The 19,278-nt window shown below is 36.0% G+C and carries 12 protein-coding genes; 11 read left to right on the top strand and 1 reads right to left on the bottom strand.

Going from position 1 to position 19,278, the window contains the following annotated elements; translation table 11 throughout:
* The first annotated feature begins 38 nt into the window (after nucleotides 1–38).
* The 9 genes from NPX99_RS05845 (at nucleotide 39) to NPX99_RS05805 (ending at nucleotide 11,991) form a co-directional block, all read left to right on the top strand.
* Nucleotides 39–1,715: a ribonuclease J gene (locus tag NPX99_RS05845; RefSeq protein WP_269030951.1), complete on the top strand. Its 1,677-nt coding sequence runs from the start codon at nucleotides 39–41 to the stop codon at nucleotides 1,713–1,715.
* Between the two features lie 223 nt (nucleotides 1,716–1,938).
* The gene (gene proS, locus NPX99_RS05840; RefSeq protein ID WP_269030950.1) at nucleotides 1,939–3,267 is read left to right on the top strand and encodes a proline--tRNA ligase; all 1,329 of its coding nucleotides are present in this window, start codon (nucleotides 1,939–1,941) and stop codon (nucleotides 3,265–3,267) included.
* 8 nt (nucleotides 3,268–3,275) lie between these two features.
* Nucleotides 3,276–4,544 carry a lipoprotein-releasing ABC transporter permease subunit gene (locus NPX99_RS05835; protein WP_269030949.1) on the top strand — a complete coding sequence of 423 codons (1,269 nt, stop codon included), beginning with the start codon at nucleotides 3,276–3,278 and terminating at the stop codon, nucleotides 4,542–4,544.
* Nucleotides 4,544–5,224 carry an ABC transporter ATP-binding protein gene (locus NPX99_RS05830; protein WP_269030948.1) on the top strand — a complete coding sequence of 227 codons (681 nt, stop codon included), beginning with the start codon at nucleotides 4,544–4,546 and terminating at the stop codon, nucleotides 5,222–5,224. The genes NPX99_RS05835 and NPX99_RS05830 overlap by 1 nt, the downstream gene beginning before the upstream one ends.
* Nucleotides 5,225–5,298: 74 nt before the next feature.
* Nucleotides 5,299–5,589, top strand: a complete 291-nt coding sequence (locus NPX99_RS05825; RefSeq protein WP_269030947.1) for an FAD assembly factor SdhE — start codon at nucleotides 5,299–5,301, stop codon at nucleotides 5,587–5,589.
* A gap of 5 nt (nucleotides 5,590–5,594) precedes the next feature.
* The gene (gene mfd / locus NPX99_RS05820; RefSeq protein WP_269030946.1) at nucleotides 5,595–9,095 is read left to right on the top strand and encodes a transcription-repair coupling factor; all 3,501 of its coding nucleotides are present in this window, start codon (nucleotides 5,595–5,597) and stop codon (nucleotides 9,093–9,095) included.
* 191 nt (nucleotides 9,096–9,286) lie between these two features.
* A complete protein-coding gene (locus NPX99_RS05815; RefSeq protein ID WP_269030945.1) occupies nucleotides 9,287–9,679 on the top strand; it encodes a hypothetical protein in 393 nt (130 codons plus the stop codon).
* Between the two features lie 206 nt (nucleotides 9,680–9,885).
* On the top strand, nucleotides 9,886–10,164 hold the full coding sequence (locus tag NPX99_RS05810) for a hypothetical protein (RefSeq protein WP_269030944.1): 279 nt from the start codon (nucleotides 9,886–9,888) through the stop codon (nucleotides 10,162–10,164).
* A gap of 1,215 nt (nucleotides 10,165–11,379) precedes the next feature.
* Nucleotides 11,380–11,991: an invasion associated locus B family protein gene (locus NPX99_RS05805; RefSeq protein WP_269030943.1), complete on the top strand. Its 612-nt coding sequence runs from the start codon at nucleotides 11,380–11,382 to the stop codon at nucleotides 11,989–11,991.
* 72 nt (nucleotides 11,992–12,063) lie between these two features.
* Here the strand turns inward: NPX99_RS05805 and NPX99_RS05800 are convergent, their stop codons facing one another.
* On the bottom strand, nucleotides 12,064–14,694 hold the full coding sequence (locus NPX99_RS05800) for an Rne/Rng family ribonuclease (protein WP_269030942.1): 2,631 nt from the start codon (nucleotides 14,692–14,694) through the stop codon (nucleotides 12,064–12,066).
* 595 nt (nucleotides 14,695–15,289) lie between these two features.
* On the opposite strand from NPX99_RS05800, the gene NPX99_RS05795 reads away from it, so the two are divergent.
* Both NPX99_RS05795 and NPX99_RS05790 read left to right on the top strand, forming a co-directional pair.
* Entirely contained in the window at nucleotides 15,290–16,519 is a 1,230-nt protein-coding gene (locus NPX99_RS05795) for an N-acetylmuramoyl-L-alanine amidase (RefSeq protein ID WP_269030941.1), read from the top strand.
* A gap of 157 nt (nucleotides 16,520–16,676) precedes the next feature.
* Entirely contained in the window at nucleotides 16,677–19,139 is a 2,463-nt protein-coding gene (locus NPX99_RS05790; protein ID WP_269030975.1) for a penicillin-binding protein 1A, read from the top strand.
* The last annotated feature ends 139 nt before the right edge of the window (nucleotides 19,140–19,278 follow it).

Below are 19,278 nucleotides of genomic sequence, written 5' to 3'. Positions count from 1 at the left end.
TTCACCATCAGATTATTTTAATAACTTAGGAGATATTTATGGTTGCAACCAATGGGAGCGAATTTGTTTTTTTACCTTTAGGAGGGGTAGGTGAAATAGGGATGAATCTCGCTGCTTATGGATTTGGACTACAGAGTTCTCGTGAATGGCTCATTGTTGATATGGGAGTGAGTTTTTCTGGTCCTGAATTACCAGGAGTAGATCTTATTTTACCTGATATTCGGTTTCTAGAGAGTGAAAAACACAATGTGCGTGGACTTATTTTAACACATGCTCACGAAGACCATTATGGTGCTGTCCTTGATTTATGGCCAAAGTTACAAGTTCCACTTTATTGTACGCCTTTTACGGCAGGCTTATTGGAAAGTAAAAAGCAATCAGATTTTGAATCTTATAAAATTCCACTCAATATTTTTCAATCTGGTGATTGTTTTCAGGTTGGCCCCTTTGCCATTGAAGCTCTTGCCGTTAATCATTCAATTCCAGAATCTGTATCTTTAGCGATTACAACGTCTTTAGGCACTGTTATCCACACTGGCGATTGGAAAATTGATCATACGCCCTCTCTTGGCGCTATGACAGATGAAAAGAGATTTCGCACTTTAGGCAATAAAGGTGTATTAGCACTGCTTTGCGATTCCACGAATGCATGTCGAGATGGTATAACACCATCGGAACAGCAAGTTCAGACAAATCTTTCTGAAATTTTTTCGAAAGCTGAGGGGCAAGTGGCAATCGTTACTTTTTCCTCTAATGTTGGTCGAATACGTTCAATTGCTCTTGCTGCTGAATCTGCTGGGCGCCAAGTTCTTGTTGTTGGACGTTCGTTAAAGCGCAGTATTATGGTCGCGCAAGAGCTTGGTTATATGGATGGTTTAGCTCCATTTATTACGGAAGATGATTATGGTTATATCCCACGCAAAGAGATCGTTTTAATCGTAACAGGTAGCCAAGGAGAGCCGTGTGCTGCCTTAGCAAAATTGTCACGCAATGGCATGAGAAATATTGCACTTTCTGCTGGTGATACCGTTATTTATTCATCACGAAGTATACCAGGAAATGAAAAAGCTATTCTTGAAATACAAAACCGTTTCATTGATATGGGAGTTAAAGTTATTACGAATGAGGATGCTCTTGTTCATGTTTCAGGTCATCCTCGTCGTTTAGAACTTATACAGATGTATGATTGGGTAAAACCACAGATACTTGTTCCTGTCCATGGAGAAGCAATCCATCTTACTGCTCAGGCAGCTTTAGCGCGTCAAGCTGGAATTGAAATTGTTTCGAATATTAGAAATGGTAGTATGTTACGCCTTGCACCAGAACCTGTAGAGGTTATTGATCAAGTTCCTGTTGGTCGTATCTATAAGGATGGTTGTCTTATTGGAGATGAAGATGAATTAGGAATCCGCGAACGTCGTAAATTAAGTTATGCCGGTTATGTTGCTGTTTCTCTCCATATGAATAGTAAACATGAATTATTGGGCGATATTGGTTTAAATACTTTCGGATTACCTGAAAATAATGGAAAAGGGGAGAGTTTAAAAAATATTCTCTTAAATGTTGTGGAAAATACATTTTATAGTATTCCACGCATTAAACGAAAAAATAATGAACTTATTCGAGAAGCAACACGGTGTGCAGTAAGAGCTGCTGTCAATGAAGCTTGGCAAAAAAAGCCTGTTTGTACAGTTTTTTTACATCAGTCAAAATGAAACATTTTAGTATTATGTTATTTTCTTTTTAATGAAAGAAAGAGGAAAAAGAATTATACAATTATTTTATTGCAAAAAATAAACTTAATAGAGAATGGAATACATAAATTTTCAACAATATGATTGTTATGGTTACAAGCATTCGGAACAAAGCTATAGACGTGCATACACACTATTTAAATTGTTCCAATGTGATAGGACTGATTAGGAGTTAATTATTTCAATGCGTCTTTCTCAATATTTTCTTCCACTTTTAAAAGAGAATCCTAAGGAAGCAGAGATTGTTTCTCATCGATTGATGTTGCGTGCTGGTATGATTCGACAACAAACTTCAGGAATTTATTCTTGGCTTCCTTTAGGTAAAAAAGTGCTAGATAAAGTCTGTAAAATTATTCGAGAAGAACAAGAACGTGCTGGTGCTATAGAAATATTAATGCCGACAATTCAATCTGCTGATCTTTGGCGTGAAAGTGGTCGTTATGATGATTATGGTTTGGAAATGCTCCGCATTAAAGATCGTCAAAAGCGTAATTTACTTTATGGTCCAACAAATGAAGAGATGGTAACAGATATTTTCCGTTCCTATATTCGTTCTTACAAAGATCTTCCGCTCAACTTGTACCATATTCAATGGAAATTTCGTGATGAAATCCGTCCTCGTTTTGGAGTGATGCGTTCGCGAGAGTTTTTAATGAAAGATTCTTATTCTTTTGATCTTGATTATGAAGGTTCTCAAACATCTTATAATCGTATGTTTATTGCTTATTTACGTACTTTTTCTCGTCTTGGCTTAAAAGCAATTCCCATGCGTGCTGATACAGGCCCGATTGGTGGTGAACTCAGTCATGAATTTATTATTTTGGCGGAAACAGGGGAGAGTGCTATATTCTGTGATAAACAATTTCTTGAACTTACTGTTCCAGATAGCTCAATTGATTTTAATGATAAAGCTGTTTTAGCTGATATTGTTAAACAGTGGACATCTTTTTATGCAGCGACAGAGGAAATGCATAATGACGAAGAGTGGTCTAAAGTTCCTGAAAAGAACCGTCTTTCCGCACGTGGTATTGAAGTAGGGCATATTTTCCACTTTGGTACGAAATATTCCGCTCCAATGGGAGCAAAAGTTATGGGGCAAGATGGAAAAGAGCATGTTGTCTCGATGGGATCTTATGGCATTGGGCCTTCACGTCTTGTTGCGGCTGCTATTGAAGCTTTCCATGATGAAAATGGTATTATTTGGCCAAGCTCTATGGCACCATTTGATTTTGGTATTATCAATATGAAACCAGAAGATGAGAAATGTACGCATTCCTGTGAAACGCTCTATCAGGGGTTAAAACATGCTGGTTTTGATCCATTATTGGATGATAGAAATGAGCGTCCTGGAACAAAATTTGCAACAATGGATTTAATTGGTTTACCAATACAAATCATTGTTGGACCTAAAAGCATCGCAAAAAATGAAGTTGAAATGAAAGATCGAAAAACAGGTGTAAAAAAATCTTTAACGGTTGAAGATATACTCAAACAATTTTCTGTCAGTTTATAGGCAATATTATGAAGAGGTTGAGTAGCAAATGGTTTTTGTCTTATGAATGGATGATTGCTTTTCGTTATATGATTCCCAATAAAAAACACGTTGTTGCATCTGTTATTTCAATCATTTCTCTTATTGGGATTATGTTGGGTGTATTTGCTCTGGTTGTTGTTATGGCGGTGATGAATGGTTTCCGAACAGAGCTTCTCAATCGTATTCTTGGTATGAATGGGCATCTTATTGTTCAGGCAGTGCATTCTGGCTTTTCTGATTATAAAACGCTTATTTCTTCTTTAGAATCTGTAAATGGTGTAAAATTTTCTTTGCCTGTTATTGAAGGCCAAGCACTTGTTCAAGGTGAACTTGAAGGAGGTTCTGGTGCGTTAGTTCGTGGTATGCGTAAACAAGATTTAGAAAAGCTTAAAACAATCTCTCAAAATATTAAGTTGGGTTCACTTGCTCAATTTGATAAAGAAGAGGGTGTGGCAATTGGAAGTGGTTTGGCTACAAAATTGGGGCTTACCGTTGGGCGTTATCTTCGTATTATTACTCCAGATGGTGATGAAACTCCTTTTGGGGTTACTCCGCGGGTGAAAGCTTATAAAGTCGCTGCTATTTTTGAAGTTGGTATGTCTGAATATGATTCAATCTTTGTTTTTATGCCTCTTCATGAAGCACAAATGTTTTTTAATTTAGGAGATAAGATTCAGTCTCTAGAACTCTTTCTCAATAATCCTGATGCTGTTGATCGAATAAAACCAATTATAGAGAAAGTCGTTGATCAACAGATCTATTTAATTGATTGGCGGGAACGCAATCAGGCTTTTTTTTCTGCCTTACAGATTGAACGAAATGTTATGTTTTTCATTCTTTCTCTAATCGTTCTTGTTGCTGCTTTGAATATTATTTCAGGATTGATTATGCTTGTAAAAGATAAAAGCCATGATATTGCAATTTTACGCACGATGGGAGCACAACAAAGTGCGGTCATGCGTATATTTATTGTCACTGGTATGATGATTGGATTGATTGGAACAATATTGGGCTTAATTTTTGGTATCATAGCCAGTACGAATATCAATCATATTCAAGATTTTGTCTCTTGGTTATTTAATGTAGATGTTTTTAATCCTCAACTTTATTTTTTAACAAAATTGCCTGCAGAAATTGATTGGAGGCAGACAGTCTTAGTTGCTGTAATGGCTTTGTTTTTGTCATTTCTTGCTGCACTCATTCCAGCATGGCGCGCTGCTAAGCTAGATCCTGTACAAGCTTTAAGGTATGAGTAATGACAGCAATTTTAGAGCTTGTAGAGATTGAGCAACATTTTTTTGAGAGTCATAAACCTCTCGTTATTTTGGATAAAGCGAATTTTGTTCTTAATCGTGGAGAACTTGTTGCACTTGTTGCACCATCTGGTGCTGGGAAATCAACACTTCTTCATATTGCTGGGTTATTGGAAAAACCAACCGCTGGTGATGTGATATTACGAGGAATTTCTTGTGCGAAGCGTTCTGATAGTGAGCGAACAGCCATCAGAAGACATGATATCGGTTTTGTCTATCAATTTCATCATTTACTTCCAGAATTTACAGCATTAGAAAATGTCATGATACCGCAAATGATAGCAGGATTAAAAAAATCCATAGCAGAAGACCGTGCACGCAAATTATTGACGTATTTGCGTGTTTCTCATCGTGCTAACCATCGTCCCTCAGAGTTATCGGGAGGAGAACAACAACGTGTTGCTATTGCACGAGCAGTAGCAAACGGCCCTTCGGTTCTTTTAGCTGATGAACCTACAGGAAATCTTGATCCAATAACTTCAGCTTATGTCTTTCAAGCTTTATCTATCCTTGTTCGTCAGTCTGGTCTTTCTGCTCTTATTGCAACACACAATTACGCTTTAGCAAAACAAATGCATCGTCGTATTACACTTAAAGAACAAAAGATTATAGAACTTCCTTAAAAGTAAGGTACAAATTTATTCCATAAATTGAAAAGCTTACCTATATCACTTTTTTTAATTCAAGGAGATCTTTTATGACAGATTTTGACGTCGATGGAAATCAACTAGACGCACGTCGTCGTCGGTTGGTTTTTCGTGCGTGGCACCGCGGCATTCGTGAAATGGATCTTATTTTTGGACATTATGTCAATGCTCATATTGCTGGAATGAGTGATAAGATGCTTTCTGAACTTGAGTATATACTATCTTTTGATGATCGTGATTTACTTACATGGGTTACTGGAGAAATTTTGCCCCCCTTTGAAGTTGATAGCCCACTTTTTCGTGACATTATAAACTATCATATTTGCATAAATTTAAATTGATCTCTGTGTCTATGTTCAAAAAAATAGTTATTCCCCAACATCTTTCTTCCCATATGATCTTTGATGGTGTCATTGACGGATTTGAAGCCTTTGCACTGGTTAAATTGTGTTCTACAATGGCACAGGATAAACCCCTCGTCTACGTTGTCCGTGATGGAACAAAGATTGCTCATTTGCAGCAAGTTTTAAATTTTATTGAACCAAATTTGCCTGTATTTCAATTCCCAGCATGGGATTGTTTACCCTATGATCGTGTGTCCCCTGGAGTTGCTATTACAGCACGTCGCTTGTCAACTTTAACCCATATAGCAAATTTGCGTCAGAAACCACGTGCCGCAATTATATTAACAACAGCAAATGCAATTATACAAAAATTACCCCCACGTGAAATGATTAAAACTCAGATAATTCACGCACGGGTTGGACAACGTATTCATATGAGGCATTTAATTCAATCTCTAGAATGCAATGGTTTTGAGCGTGTTACCGTTGTTCGAGATGTTGGTGAATTTGCTGTAAGAGGAGGGATTCTTGATATTTTTTCTCCCGTTGATGCTGAACCTTTGCGGCTTGATTTTTTTAGTGATACCTTAGAAACTATTCGCATATTTGATTCAGAAACACAAAGAACGACAAAGCAAAAAACTGAGTTTTTCTTACACTCGATGAGTGAAGTTGTTCTTGCACCAGAATATGTAAACCGTTTTAAAAGCAATTATATTCGTACATTCGGTGTATCTCAAAAAAACAATATGCTTTATGAAGCGCTTTCTCAAGGGCGACGCTTTTCCGGTATGGAACATTGGTTGCCTTTTTTTTATGAGAAGCTTGACAGTTTTTTTGACTATTGTGATAATTTTCCTCTTGTTTTTGAACATCTCATAGAAGAAGTGCTCGTTGAGCGTTATCGCCTTATTGAAGATTATTATAATGCACGCAAGGAGCGTGAAAGTGATAAAGAAAATTCTACTTCTTATCATCCGATAGAACCTAGCCTTCTCTATTTAACACCAAAACATATTTTAGAGCGTGCACAACACTCTGGACAGCATATTGATTTTACACCTTTTAATGTTCCACAAAATTCAGAACAAACCATTGTTCACGCAAATGTTAAACAGGGATATGATTTTGTAAAAGAGCGTAATGCGCATGAAAAGAATGTTTTCTCAAGTGTTGTTCATCATATCGCCTCATTGCGTGCTGCGGGCAAAAAGGTGCTTTTAGCGTGTTGGAGTGAAGGATCTCTAAACCGTTTGTTACAAGTTCTTGAAGAGCATGGGTTACAAAAAATAGATATTGTAAAATCGTTACAAACTGTTAAAGCAACACCACGCGATCATATAACAGCAGCTGTTATAATGATAGAGCACGGCTTTGAAGTGGAAGATTTTGCTATCATAACAGAGCAAGATATCCTTGGCGATCGACTAATAAGATCACCAAAACGGCGTAAAAACAATAAAAATTTTATTTCTGAGATTGCGGCTTTAAATTCTGGCGATCTTGTTGTGCATATTGATCATGGTATTGGACAATTTATTGGTCTTAAAACCATTAAGACAACAGGAGTTTTGCAAGATTGTCTGGAAATTCAGTATGCTGGAGGGGATCGGCTTTTTTTACCCATTGAAAATATTGAACTTCTTTCACGTTATGGATCGGAAAGAACGGATGTCGCGTTAGATAAATTAGGTGGGGTTGGTTGGCAAGCACGAAAAACACGACTGAAAAAACATTTATTGGAAATGGCTGGTCAGTTGATACATATAGCAGCAGAGCGTGCTCTGTGTTCGGCACCTGCTTTAGTTCCACCAATTGGACCATTTGATGAATTTGTTGCATGTTTTCCTTATGAGGAAACGGAAGATCAGATGGATGCGATTGATGCTGTTTTAGATGATTTAGCTTCAGGAAAACCGATGGATCGTTTGATATGTGGTGATGTTGGTTTTGGAAAAACGGAAGTCGCTATTCGAAGTGCTTTTGTTGCAGCATTAAATGGTTATCAGGTTGCTGTTGTTGTGCCAACAACTTTGCTTTCGCGACAACATTACAAAACTTTTATTTCACGTTTTCAAGGACTACCCATTAAAATTGGCCACGCTTCAAGGCTTGTGAAAACTAAAGAACTTGCGCAAGTCAAAAAAGGGATTTCAGATGGTACGATTGATATTGTTATTGGAACGCATGCCTTATTGAGTGATGCAGTTAATTTTCTACGGCTAGGCCTTCTTATCATTGATGAAGAGCAACATTTTGGTGTCAAGCATAAAGAGCGTTTAAAAGAGCTTAAAAGTGATATTCATGTTCTCACACTTTCAGCAACCCCCATACCACGTACTTTAGGGTTAGCATTATCAGGGATACGTGAACTTTCACTGATAACAACGCCTCCCATTGATAGAATGGCAGTTCGTACCTTTATTGCACCTTTTGATTCACTTGTTATACGCGAAACATTGCTTCGAGAATATTACCGTGGTGGACAAAGTTTTTATGTTTGTCCTCGCATTTCTGATCTTGGTTTTATAGAAGAATATCTCAAAACGCATGTTGCCGAACTCAAATTCGTCGTTGCTCATGGGCAAATGCCCGCTGGACAGCTTGATGATATTATGAATGCATTTTATGATGGGCAATATGATGTTCTGCTATCTACAACTATTATTGAATCAGGCCTTGATATTCCAACAGCTAATACATTAATTGTGCATCGTGCTGAGATGTTTGGTCTTGCCGCTCTCTATCAATTGCGTGGTAGGGTAGGGCGTTCAAAACAACGTGCTTATGCACTCTTTACCTATCCTTCTGGTAAAGTTTTAACACCTGCTGCTGATCGTCGCCTTAAAGTTTTACAATCTCTTGATACATTGGGGGCTGGTTTTCAATTGGCGAGTCATGACATGGATATTCGCGGTTCAGGTAATTTTTTAGGTGAAGAGCAATCTGGGCATATTAAAGAAGTTGGATTTGAGCTCTATCAAAAAATGCTTGAAGAAGCTGTTATTGAATTAAAAGATGGTGGGCATAAGGAAGACAAGCAATGGTCTCCTCAGATTTCACTTGGTACAACTGTTATGATACCAGAAGGTTTTGTACCTGATTTATCACTCCGTATGGGACTTTATCGTCGTTTGACAGAATTTGATAATTTAGAACAAATTGATGAATTTGCGGCTGAGTTAATAGATCGTTTTGGTCCTTTACCACTTGAAGTTCAGCACCTCCTTAAAGTCTTTTATATCAAAACACTGTGTCGAAAAGCCCATGTAGAAAAAGTAGATGCTGGACCAAAAGGGATGGTTATACAATTTCGCAATAATTATTTTGCGAATAGTGTTGCTCTTGTTCAGTGGATTGGAAAACAAGGCGCGATGGCAAAAATCCGACCAGATCAGAGTATTGTTCTTGTTCGTGATTGGACTACAGTGGATGAGAGACTTGTTGGAGCAGCAACTATTATGACACAGCTTGTAGAAATGGTAGAGAAACATACTGTTTAAAATTTCTTTTTATAATTCAAAGTGATAAATCATTTCATTAAAGCATATTCATAAAATATTTTGTTGTTAAGTTTTTATAAAAAGAAACTTTTAGTTTGCAAATAAAAAGACTCTTGAAATATTCATTTTAAGCCTTCCAATATAATACATATTGATACAATAAAAGAAATAAATTAAATAGCACAGCCATAATGAGAGACTCCAACATAGAATGGAATGCCTTTTTATTATTAATTTCAATCTGTGGATTTAAAAACGCACATGCTGAGTTTAGTTTAACAGAGTTATCTCTTTCTGGTTTAACTTTTAATGAAAAGTGCAAGCGACTTAAAGAAAGATTGCAAGTTATTGAAAACAGAATAAAGTTTATTAAAAACACATTTGCTGATTGGACGCTTTCACAAATTCGAGTTCCTAAGACAGAATATCATAAACTTATACAGGAACAAAGAGATCTTATTAGCAAGAGTGATAATCTTAATTCGAAATTACGTGCTTTAGTTGAAGAACGAGAGGATTTAATAGACAGAGCACATAGGGCAAGAGCTTATGAAGCAGGGGAGTATGAAGAGAAGTTAATTTAAAGCACAGAAACATCTGAGATCACAAGGTTTATATGCACTCGGATTGGATGAGGAGGGATATTTTAAGGAAAAAGAGATTAATGAGATATTAAGAACTTATCCGCAATTTATTCTCATGTGTAAAATTCATGAAAATATGTTGTACACAGACGTAGGTCCTTTGTTACGTAAAGATTTTGGTTGGAAAAAAAGAAAATTTTAGCTGGGTGAACGATGCAATTAAATTCATAGATCAAGAGTTTATCGAGGGCATGAAAGAAGTTATGATGGTAAATCATTTTAAATATAATTTTGAAAATTTTTCTGATTTTGAAAAAGACGTAATGAATGCTATAAGGGATACGATAATACGTAATCCTTCAGATGTGAAAAAGATTCCTTCAATGTGTAAAGCTGTCAAAAAACTACATGATATCATGCTTCCCAATAGAAGAAAGAATATTATAAACCGCATAGGTTCTCATATTGAAGAATGGTTCCACTAAAGGTAGCTCATTTATTCACGTCCCCAAGTTGGAAGACTATACCTATAAGGCGATGTATTATATGTGGGATATTAATTATAACCAATGCGCTCCCCATTGTTCAGGTAAGTGATAGAGTATATCGGCTATTATCAACGATTCTTATTTCAAAATGAAAAGGTAAAATCGGAAAAAGTATTGCATTTATAGATAATTCGTTCACTTGGATTAACATGCTCAATAATAGAGAGACTGCTTCTTGGAATTTTATTTCACCCCATTTTTTTCAAAATCATCAATATTAACAGCATGTTAGGGTAGTTAATCATGACGCTTGCCAAAAGAAGTGGAAATTCACGATCTTTTGAGTGTAAAATGCATTTTAATACCATAATCCAACTTTTACAACGAATTCTATCTGTTTCATATAGCCATCACATGGGGGCTTCCTTTATCTTCAAGAAGCTTTATTGTGAGTAAAACGTCTCAACTATTATAGGTTTTCCATCTGAAAAGCACACCTTTGGATTAAGAAAAAAGATAATTTCAATGCGCTCATTGTTTAATTCAACTTTTTCTGCCAAAAGGCTATAAATGTAAAAGCTTCATCACGAGAACATATCCTCATTGTTTCATAAACAAGACTAAAAAATTTTTCATCAGAGAAAAGTCCCTTTGTGATTGTTCTAAAACTGTGGATGACAAATGGATTTGATTCATCAAATATTCCAACAACACTATAAGGAGCTTAACCTTTTTGATTTGCATCAGGAGGATACATAAGGGGGATATTCAAATATATCTCATAATTTGAGAGCTCCATGCATTGCAATGCCTACTACTAGAGCTCCATAGCTTAAAAAAAGAACTATAAATATAATGAAAGTTAAAGTAATAATAGTTGTAAAATAACATAGGAGTTTACTTTAATTATATTGCAATATTGATTTGTTTATGCGATCTTACTTTATTCCTTCGCACTAAGGTATTTTATGGATAAATTTTATAAAAGACTAATACCATAAAAGGGGGGGATGCTGTATATGAGTGCATAAGAGTTTCATTTTCTATTTGTAACTTTTTTCTACAGATTTGACTTTTTTCTTTATCTTGCAGTAAGAAGCATAAAGTGGATATCATTTCATTGGTTGAATTTAATATACTTGATTAAAATCATATTTAATATTCCTAATATTGGGATTATTGTACAAGCGCGTTGAAAGGACTAACTTAACCATGTCGCACAAAAATATTTTTTCCGTTGTTTCAGTATTAGCTGGAGCTGCTGCCCTTTTTCTTACAACCCATAGTTCTGCGGGTGCGCAAACTTTATCTCAAGGTTGGTATAAGGTTTGTAGTAAACAGCATGATGTTGATGTTTGTAATACAATGAATACGGTTGTATCAAATACTGGACAGCCTTTGACGGCTTTTAATCTCGTTGAAATAAAAGGAAAACAAAACGAAAAACGCATAGGCATTCAAGTACCTACAGGTCGCTTTTTGCCAGAAGGTGTTCATATTCAAATAGGAGATAATTTCTCTAAAAAAATTCCTTATATTATTTGCAATGGGCCAAGCTGTATTGCCAATGATGTCTTAGATGATAAGCTTATTACTGCTATGAAAAGCGGTTCGAAAATGGTTGTAACCACAATTAATTTCCGAGGCTCAGCTAATCCTATTGAATTTTCTCTTAGTGGATTCACAGCGGCATACACAGGACCTGGTATGGAAGAAAAAGATTTTCAACAAGAGCAAATAAAATTGCAGCAAGCTATTCAATCAAATCAAAAAGAAATTGAAGATCGTATGCGTGCCGAACAGGAAAAAGCTAAACAAAAATAATAATAAATGTAAAATTTTCTATATTTACTTACCAAAACCGCCACAAATATTTTGTGGCGGTTTTCTTATACCTTAACTTTTAGAAGAATTTCTGCGTTTCCACCAACCAACACGTCCAGTTTTAGGAGCATCGTCAGGAACTGATGATATGACAACAGGATGACTAACTTTCTCTTCAATTTTAGAGGAATCTACTTTAACAGTTTCCTCTTCTAGAATTTTTTGTTCTGATGTTTCTTCTTTTGGTGTTGATTTTTGAGAAAGTGATTTTTTACGTGTTTTATGTGGTGTAGATTTTTTAACTTCTGTAGATTCTTTTTCCATCATTTCATTAGAAGATTTATCTATTTTTTTTGTTTTAGCTTTATGTATCGAGCTTGTTGTAGATTTTTCTTCCAAAATTTCTGGTGCTTTTACATTCTGATCGTTCTCAAGGATTTGTTGATTTTGAATTGTTTTTGAAGAACGTGTTTTACGTTTTTGAGGTTTTACAACCATCTCAATTTCTACAACTTCATTTTGTTCTATATTTAAATGTTGTGTATCACTTTTGGCTTCCTCAAATTGAACAGATTTAGTCGCTGAAGCGCGGCGTTTACGATGTGCTGTTTTAATTTCTTCTAACGCCCGCTTAGCAAAATCTCCTACTGGTTCTGCATAAGGAATACGAAGCTGATAAAAACCATTTTCTTGATTCCGACGACCACCGCGACGTCCGCGACGACGTCCCCGACGACGAGAATCTTCATTTAGCGTATTGTCTTTTTTATGAATGCTGGAAAAAGAATCGTCATTAATCTCATCTTGACGTTTTTTACGCCGATGTTTCTGGTTCATTTCAACAGGGATTTTATCTTCGATAGATGCGCTGTCTATTAAAATTGTATCTTTAGCTTCCTCTTTATCATCATCTTCAACAATTAACGGTGGTTGAGAAATTGGCTCCGCTATTGTACCCTTAGAAATAATGAGATGTTGCGTTCCAATGCTATCATCTGCTTCAATACTGATATTCAATTTAAAGCGCGCTTCTAAATTAACAAGAATATTACGTTTGTGGTTTAATACATAGAGCGCTGTTGTGACAGGTGTACGCACAGTAATATTATGTTGCGGATTACGAAGAAGATATTCTTCAATTGAGCGCATGACATGTAAAGCAATCGATGATTCAGAACGCACATTTCCTGTTCCTGCACAATGTGGGCAAGGTTGTGTTGTACTTTCTAAAACCGATACGCGAATACGTTGACGACTCATTTCTAAAAGACCAAAGTGTGAAATGTGACCAACTTGAATACGGGCACGATCGCTTTTTAAGCACTCTTTCAACTTCTTTTCGACCAGTCTTACATTGCGCTCTTCAAGCATATCAATGAAATCAATAACAATCAAACCAGCAAGATCACGTAAACGTAATTGACGCGCTATTTCTTCTGCAGCTTCAAGATTAGTTTGTATAGCTGTTTTTTCGACAGACAATTCTTTTGTAGAGCGGCCAGAGTTTACATCAATAGCAACAAGCGCTTCTGTTTGATTAATAACAAGATAACCACCAGATTTTAGAGAAACTTGTGGGTGCAACATTTTATCAAGTTGTATTTCGATATTGTTGCGTGCAAAAATAGGGATAGGATCGCGATAGGGTTGCACAACTTTTGCATGACTTGGCATGAGCATACGCATGAAGTCTTTCGCCTCACGATATCCTTGATCACCAGAAACAAGAATTTCATTGATATTCTTATTGTAAAGATCGCGTATAGAGCGCTTGATAAGATTGCTTTCTTCATGGACAAGACATGGTGCTGTAGATTTTAACGTCAATGTGCGAACAGTATCCCATAATCGCGTGAGATACTCATAATCGCGTTTAATCTCAGCTTTTGTTCTATTTGCTCCAGCAGTTCGTAAGATGACACCCATGCCCTTAGGAACTGCTAATTCTTTTACAATCTCTTTAAGACGTTTACGGTCTTGTATATTCGTGATTTTGCGTGAAATACCACCACCACGTGCTGTATTAGGCATTAAAACAGAGTAACGACCCGCCAAAGATAAATATGTTGTGAGTGCAGCACCTTTATTACCACGTTCTTCTTTAATAACTTGTACTAGCAAAATTTGACGTCGTTTAATCACTTCTTGAATTTTATACTGACGTCCTTGTTTTCGCTGATAGGTAGGGAGTTCTTCACGTACATCTTCTGCACCAACCATTTCGATATCATCATGAGAAACATTTGCATTGAATACTTCTTCTGTATCATCAAGTGTTATTGCTTCAGATGTTATATCATTTTCAACATTCGCTGCCATGGTACTATTACGCTCATCTTTTTTTGTTTTTCTGGAGCGTTTTTTACTTTTGTTTATTTCTTCAGGAGGATTCTCTGCATAATTTTCTCCTACAGCCGTTTTTTCTTCCTCTTCAAGAAGAGCAAGACGATCAGCAATAGGAATTTGATAATAATCGGGATGAATTTCAGAAAATGTTAAGAAACCATGGCGATTGCCACCATATTCTACAAAAGCTGCTTGAAGAGACGGTTCTACACGCGTAATACGTGCTAAATAAATATTCCCCTTAAGCTGCTTTTTATGTTCTGATTCAAAATCAAGTTCTTCAATTTTGTTGCCGTGAACAACAACAACACGAGTTTCCTCCGGATGGGAGGCATCTATAAGCATTTTGTTTGACATAAGTTAAAATCCTAAAGGCGACATATACAACTTTACTCAAACGAACAGTATAACTGTTCGCAAAGGTAAAGGGTTGTCTGCCATAAAAGGGAGGTACCAGAAAAACAGGATGGGATATTACGTGCAAATGCATAACTGTATTTACAGCATTTCTCAACATCATCTCCATCTGTTTTGTATGACTCATAATTTTGTAAGTCTCCGGCAAAACAATCTTTAAAAAGTTCGGACATCCGAACCAGCGAATCTTAAATAACGCAATCCTAGCTTTTGTGACATAAAGAATTTTTATCCATAAAAAGCCTAAATGTGTAATATGCAATAAATCTTCTAAAAACAACTTAATATGGACTACAGATAATTTAGATGGTCTATCAGCTAGAAAGCATAAGTGTTCTTTTATGTTGATATCATGGTTTTGGCAAGTAACAATATAATGCATCCTATTATAATGTCTTTGAATTGCTTTAATTTAGTTTTTTAGAGATATAAAAATTCAAAGATTTATCATTTGTTGAAAACTATGGAGTAAATTTGGAATATTGCTTTTATGCAATTGAGATCAATCATGACTAATGTTAGAGTATTTTATTTAATGATAAAAAAAAAAATTACCCAAAAGCTAAAAATAACCTATTTCGATGTTATTCTGTTTGTCCCATATTTTTTATTGTTTTTTTTAGTATTCCAACCAAGTATCCAAGCTGCAGATGCCTTAAAACTTGTTAATTTGCGAACTATTGGTGATAATACTCACACGCGTATTATTGCAGTTTTTAATGCTAAGCCAAATGTTCGTTTGCAGATTTTGGATAAACCTGCACGTTTAGTTATCAATTTACCTATAGTTGATTTTTCCGCACAAAATACATCTTTAAAGAAACAGAATACATTATCAAGTATGTTATTAGATGTACGTTACAGTTTTTCTGATATACAGACTTCACGCATTATTTTGACAAGCAAAGTTACTTTTATTATTGAAAAAACTACAGTACAAAAATTAGATAATGGTTTATGGCAACTGTTGATTGATATGAGCAAAAGCACACAAGAAAAATTTAATGAAATATTTGAAAAACAACAAAAAACGCATCTCAATGTACAACAAAACTTAATGCCAACACGTAATTTCCGCGTCATTCTTGACCCTGGTCATGGTGGAATTGATGGTGGTGCGCGAGGTATTACTGGAATTTTAGAAAAAGATGTGACATTAGCTTTTGCACATGTATTGCGAGATGAATTAAGAAAAGATTCTCATATTACTGTTGCTTTAACACGTGATTCCGATGTCTTTTTAAGATTAAGTGAAAGAGTTAAAAAAGCGCAAGAATTTGGTGCTGATCTTTTTATATCTATTCATGCAGATACCATTAATACGCATTCTCTTCGTGGTGCTACAGTATATACGATATCCGATAAAGCATCTGATGCAATTGCAAAATCTTTAGCCGAAAATGAAAACAAAGTTGATCTCCTTGATGGTTTACCTGCAGATGAATCGCATGAAGTTACAGATATTTTGATTGATCTTACTCGACGTGAAACCCATGCTTTTTCAGTGAATTTTGCGAACAGTGTTGTTTCAAGCTTATCAAAAAATAACATCAATCTTATAAATAATCCTCATCGATATGCTGATTTTCAAGTTTTAAGGGCTTCGGATATACCCTCAGTCTTAATAGAGATAGGTTATTTATCCAATAAAGAGGATGAAGAATTATTAAACAATCCCCAATGGAGGAAACAAATGGCATATTCTATTGCTCATTCTATTAGGCAATTTGCTGAGTATAGGCAGAAAGTTATGCAGCCTCTTTAAATTTGTGATAAAATAGAGTATCAATCTTTTTCTCTATGTATAAAAGCAGAAAATATTTTTCTTTATCTCAGTTTAGTGCTGATATCCTTGTGATATTGATGATGAGATAACATATTTTATTTGATCAATTCTAAAGAAAGCGATAGCCATTTTGATAATGATTTTTTTTAGATATCTTCTTAGTCTTGTTATGACTATTGGTTTTTGGGCAGTAGTAATACAAGGGGCGATAGCAAAGGAGGCAACCAATGAACTTCCTGATTATGAAGTTCTTTCGCTCTATGAACCGCCTGTGATGACTCGTGTTCACGCTTCTGATGGTAGCCTTATGGCAGAATTTGCTACAAAACGTCGTCTTTATTTACCAATTCAGTCAATACCAAAGCTTCTTAAAGATGCCTTTGTTTCAGCTGAAGATAAGAATTTTTATTATCATTTTGGTTTAGATCCTGAAGGACTTTCTAGAGCTTTGATCAATAATATCCGTAATATTGGTTCTGGAAAACGTCCAGAGGGTGCATCAACTATTACACAACAAGTTGCTAAAAATTTTCTTTTAAGTTCAGACGCGACGTTAGAACGTAAATTAAAAGAAGCTATTCTAGCAATGCGTATTGAGAAGACCTATTCAAAAGATCATATTCTTGAGCTTTATCTCAATGAAATTTATCTTGGTCGTAGCACTTATGGTATCGCAGCAGCATCTTTAACTTATTTCAATAAATCTGTTAATGATCTTACTTTAGAGCAATGTGCTTATTTGGCTGCTCTTCCCAAAGGACCAGGGAATTATGACCCTTTCAAAAATACACAACGCGCTCTTAATCGACGCAATTGGGTTATAGATCGGATGGTTGCAAATGGATATGTAACACGTGAACAAGCTGAAAAGGCTAAAGCAAAACCTTTAGGAACAACACTGCGCGGTAGCGATAGCTATGTTTTTGCTGCTGACTATTTTACTGAAGAAGTGCGTCGCCGTTTAATGCATCGCTATGGAGCAAAAACACTTTACGAAGGAGGACTTTCAATTCGGACAACACTTGATCCATCTTTACAGCTTATTGCTCGGCGTGCTTTACATAATGGATTAATTAAATTTGATCATTCGCAAGGGTGGCGCGGTGCTTATAAACATATTGATAAGAGTGATGATTGGGGCATAGAACTTGCGGATATTATAGGATTAAGTGATGTTCCTGAATGGCGTTTAGCTGTTGTTCTTTCAACTAACGCTAATAAAATAGAGATTGGTTTACAACCACAACATGAAGATTCAGGTTTATTGTCAACAAAGCGCGAAACAGCCATTTTGTCTGAAACCGATTCAAAATGGGCGTTAAATGTTATCAAAGAAAATGGCACTCGAAAAACTGTTCGGGATTTATCTCATGTTTTGAAAGTTGGAGATGTCATTTTTGTCGAAAAAACATCAAATACAGGTAATATTTATCGTTTACAACAAATTCCAAAGGTTGAAGGTGCGATTGTTGCTATGGAACCTCATACAGGACGTGTTCTTGCTATGGTAGGAGGATTTTCTTTTGCAGCTTCTGAATTCAATCGTGCAACTCAAGCCTATCGTCAACCCGGTTCTGCTTTTAAGCCTTTTGTCTATGCAGCAGCACTTGATAATGGGTATACACCAGCATCGGTTATTTTAGATGGTCCTATTGAAATTCGCCAATATAATGGTGAAATTTGGCAACCTAAGAATTATGGTGGTACATTTGCAGGTCCTTCAACACTGCGCTATGGCATTGAACATTCTCGCAATCTTATGACGATACGGCTTGCTTATGATATGGGGATGCCTCTTGTCGCTGAATATGCAGAGCGTTTTGGTATTGTAGATAAATTACAGCCTTATCTTCCCATGGCTTTAGGAGCTGCCGAAACAACAGTTTTGCGAATGGTTACAGCTTATTCAGTTATTGCCAATGGGGGACGCTCTATTCATCCCTCTCTGATAGACAGAATTCAAGATCGTTATGGAAAAACAATTTACCGCCATGATGATCGTCTCTGTGAAAATTGTAATGCTCCGTCTTGGGATAACCAAAATGAACCCACATTAATTGATGAGAGAGATCAAGTTCTTGATCCTATGACAGCTTATCAAATTACGTCAATGATGGAAGGGGTTGTTCAGCGTGGTACAGCGGTGCGTTTAAACTATCTTAATCGACATATCGCTGCAAAAACAGGAACGACAAATGATTCTAAAGATGTGTGGTTTATGGGATTTACTCCTGACATTGTCGTTGGTATCTTTATCGGCTACGATCAACCAGCGCCATTGGGATATAATGGAACGGGAAGTTCATTGGCAGCACCTGTTTTTGGTGAATTTATGGAAAAAGCTCTGAAAGGAAAACCCGATGTGCCATTTAAAATGCCAGAAGGAATGATTTTAATGCCGATTAATCGTAAAACAGGGATGCTTGCTGAAGCAGGAGATCGTGATGTTATTATAGAAGCATTTAAACCAGGAACTGGACCTGCTGATATCTATCAGGTCATTGGTAGTACAAATTCTTTTCAAGAAGGAATTCCTGCAACAACCACTTCTCCACAAGTCAACAAAGCTCTTGAAAGTGGTACAGGTGGTTTATATTAATTGGAATCCCTTTTTCTGTTTTCATATGATTGAGGAAGTGAAATAGTTTTTATTTATTTCTGTAATAGAACCGTAATAAATGGGTTGATGAAGCCATGCCATTGCTTTACTAAATTCATTGAATTTGTATAAAATACGA

It is taken from the genome of Bartonella sp. 220B (assembly GCF_026930205.1).
GTDB lineage: Bacteria > Pseudomonadota > Alphaproteobacteria > Rhizobiales > Rhizobiaceae > Bartonella.
Note: the sequence above shows the minus strand (reverse complement) of the source record. Positions and strands in the feature narration are given on the sequence as shown.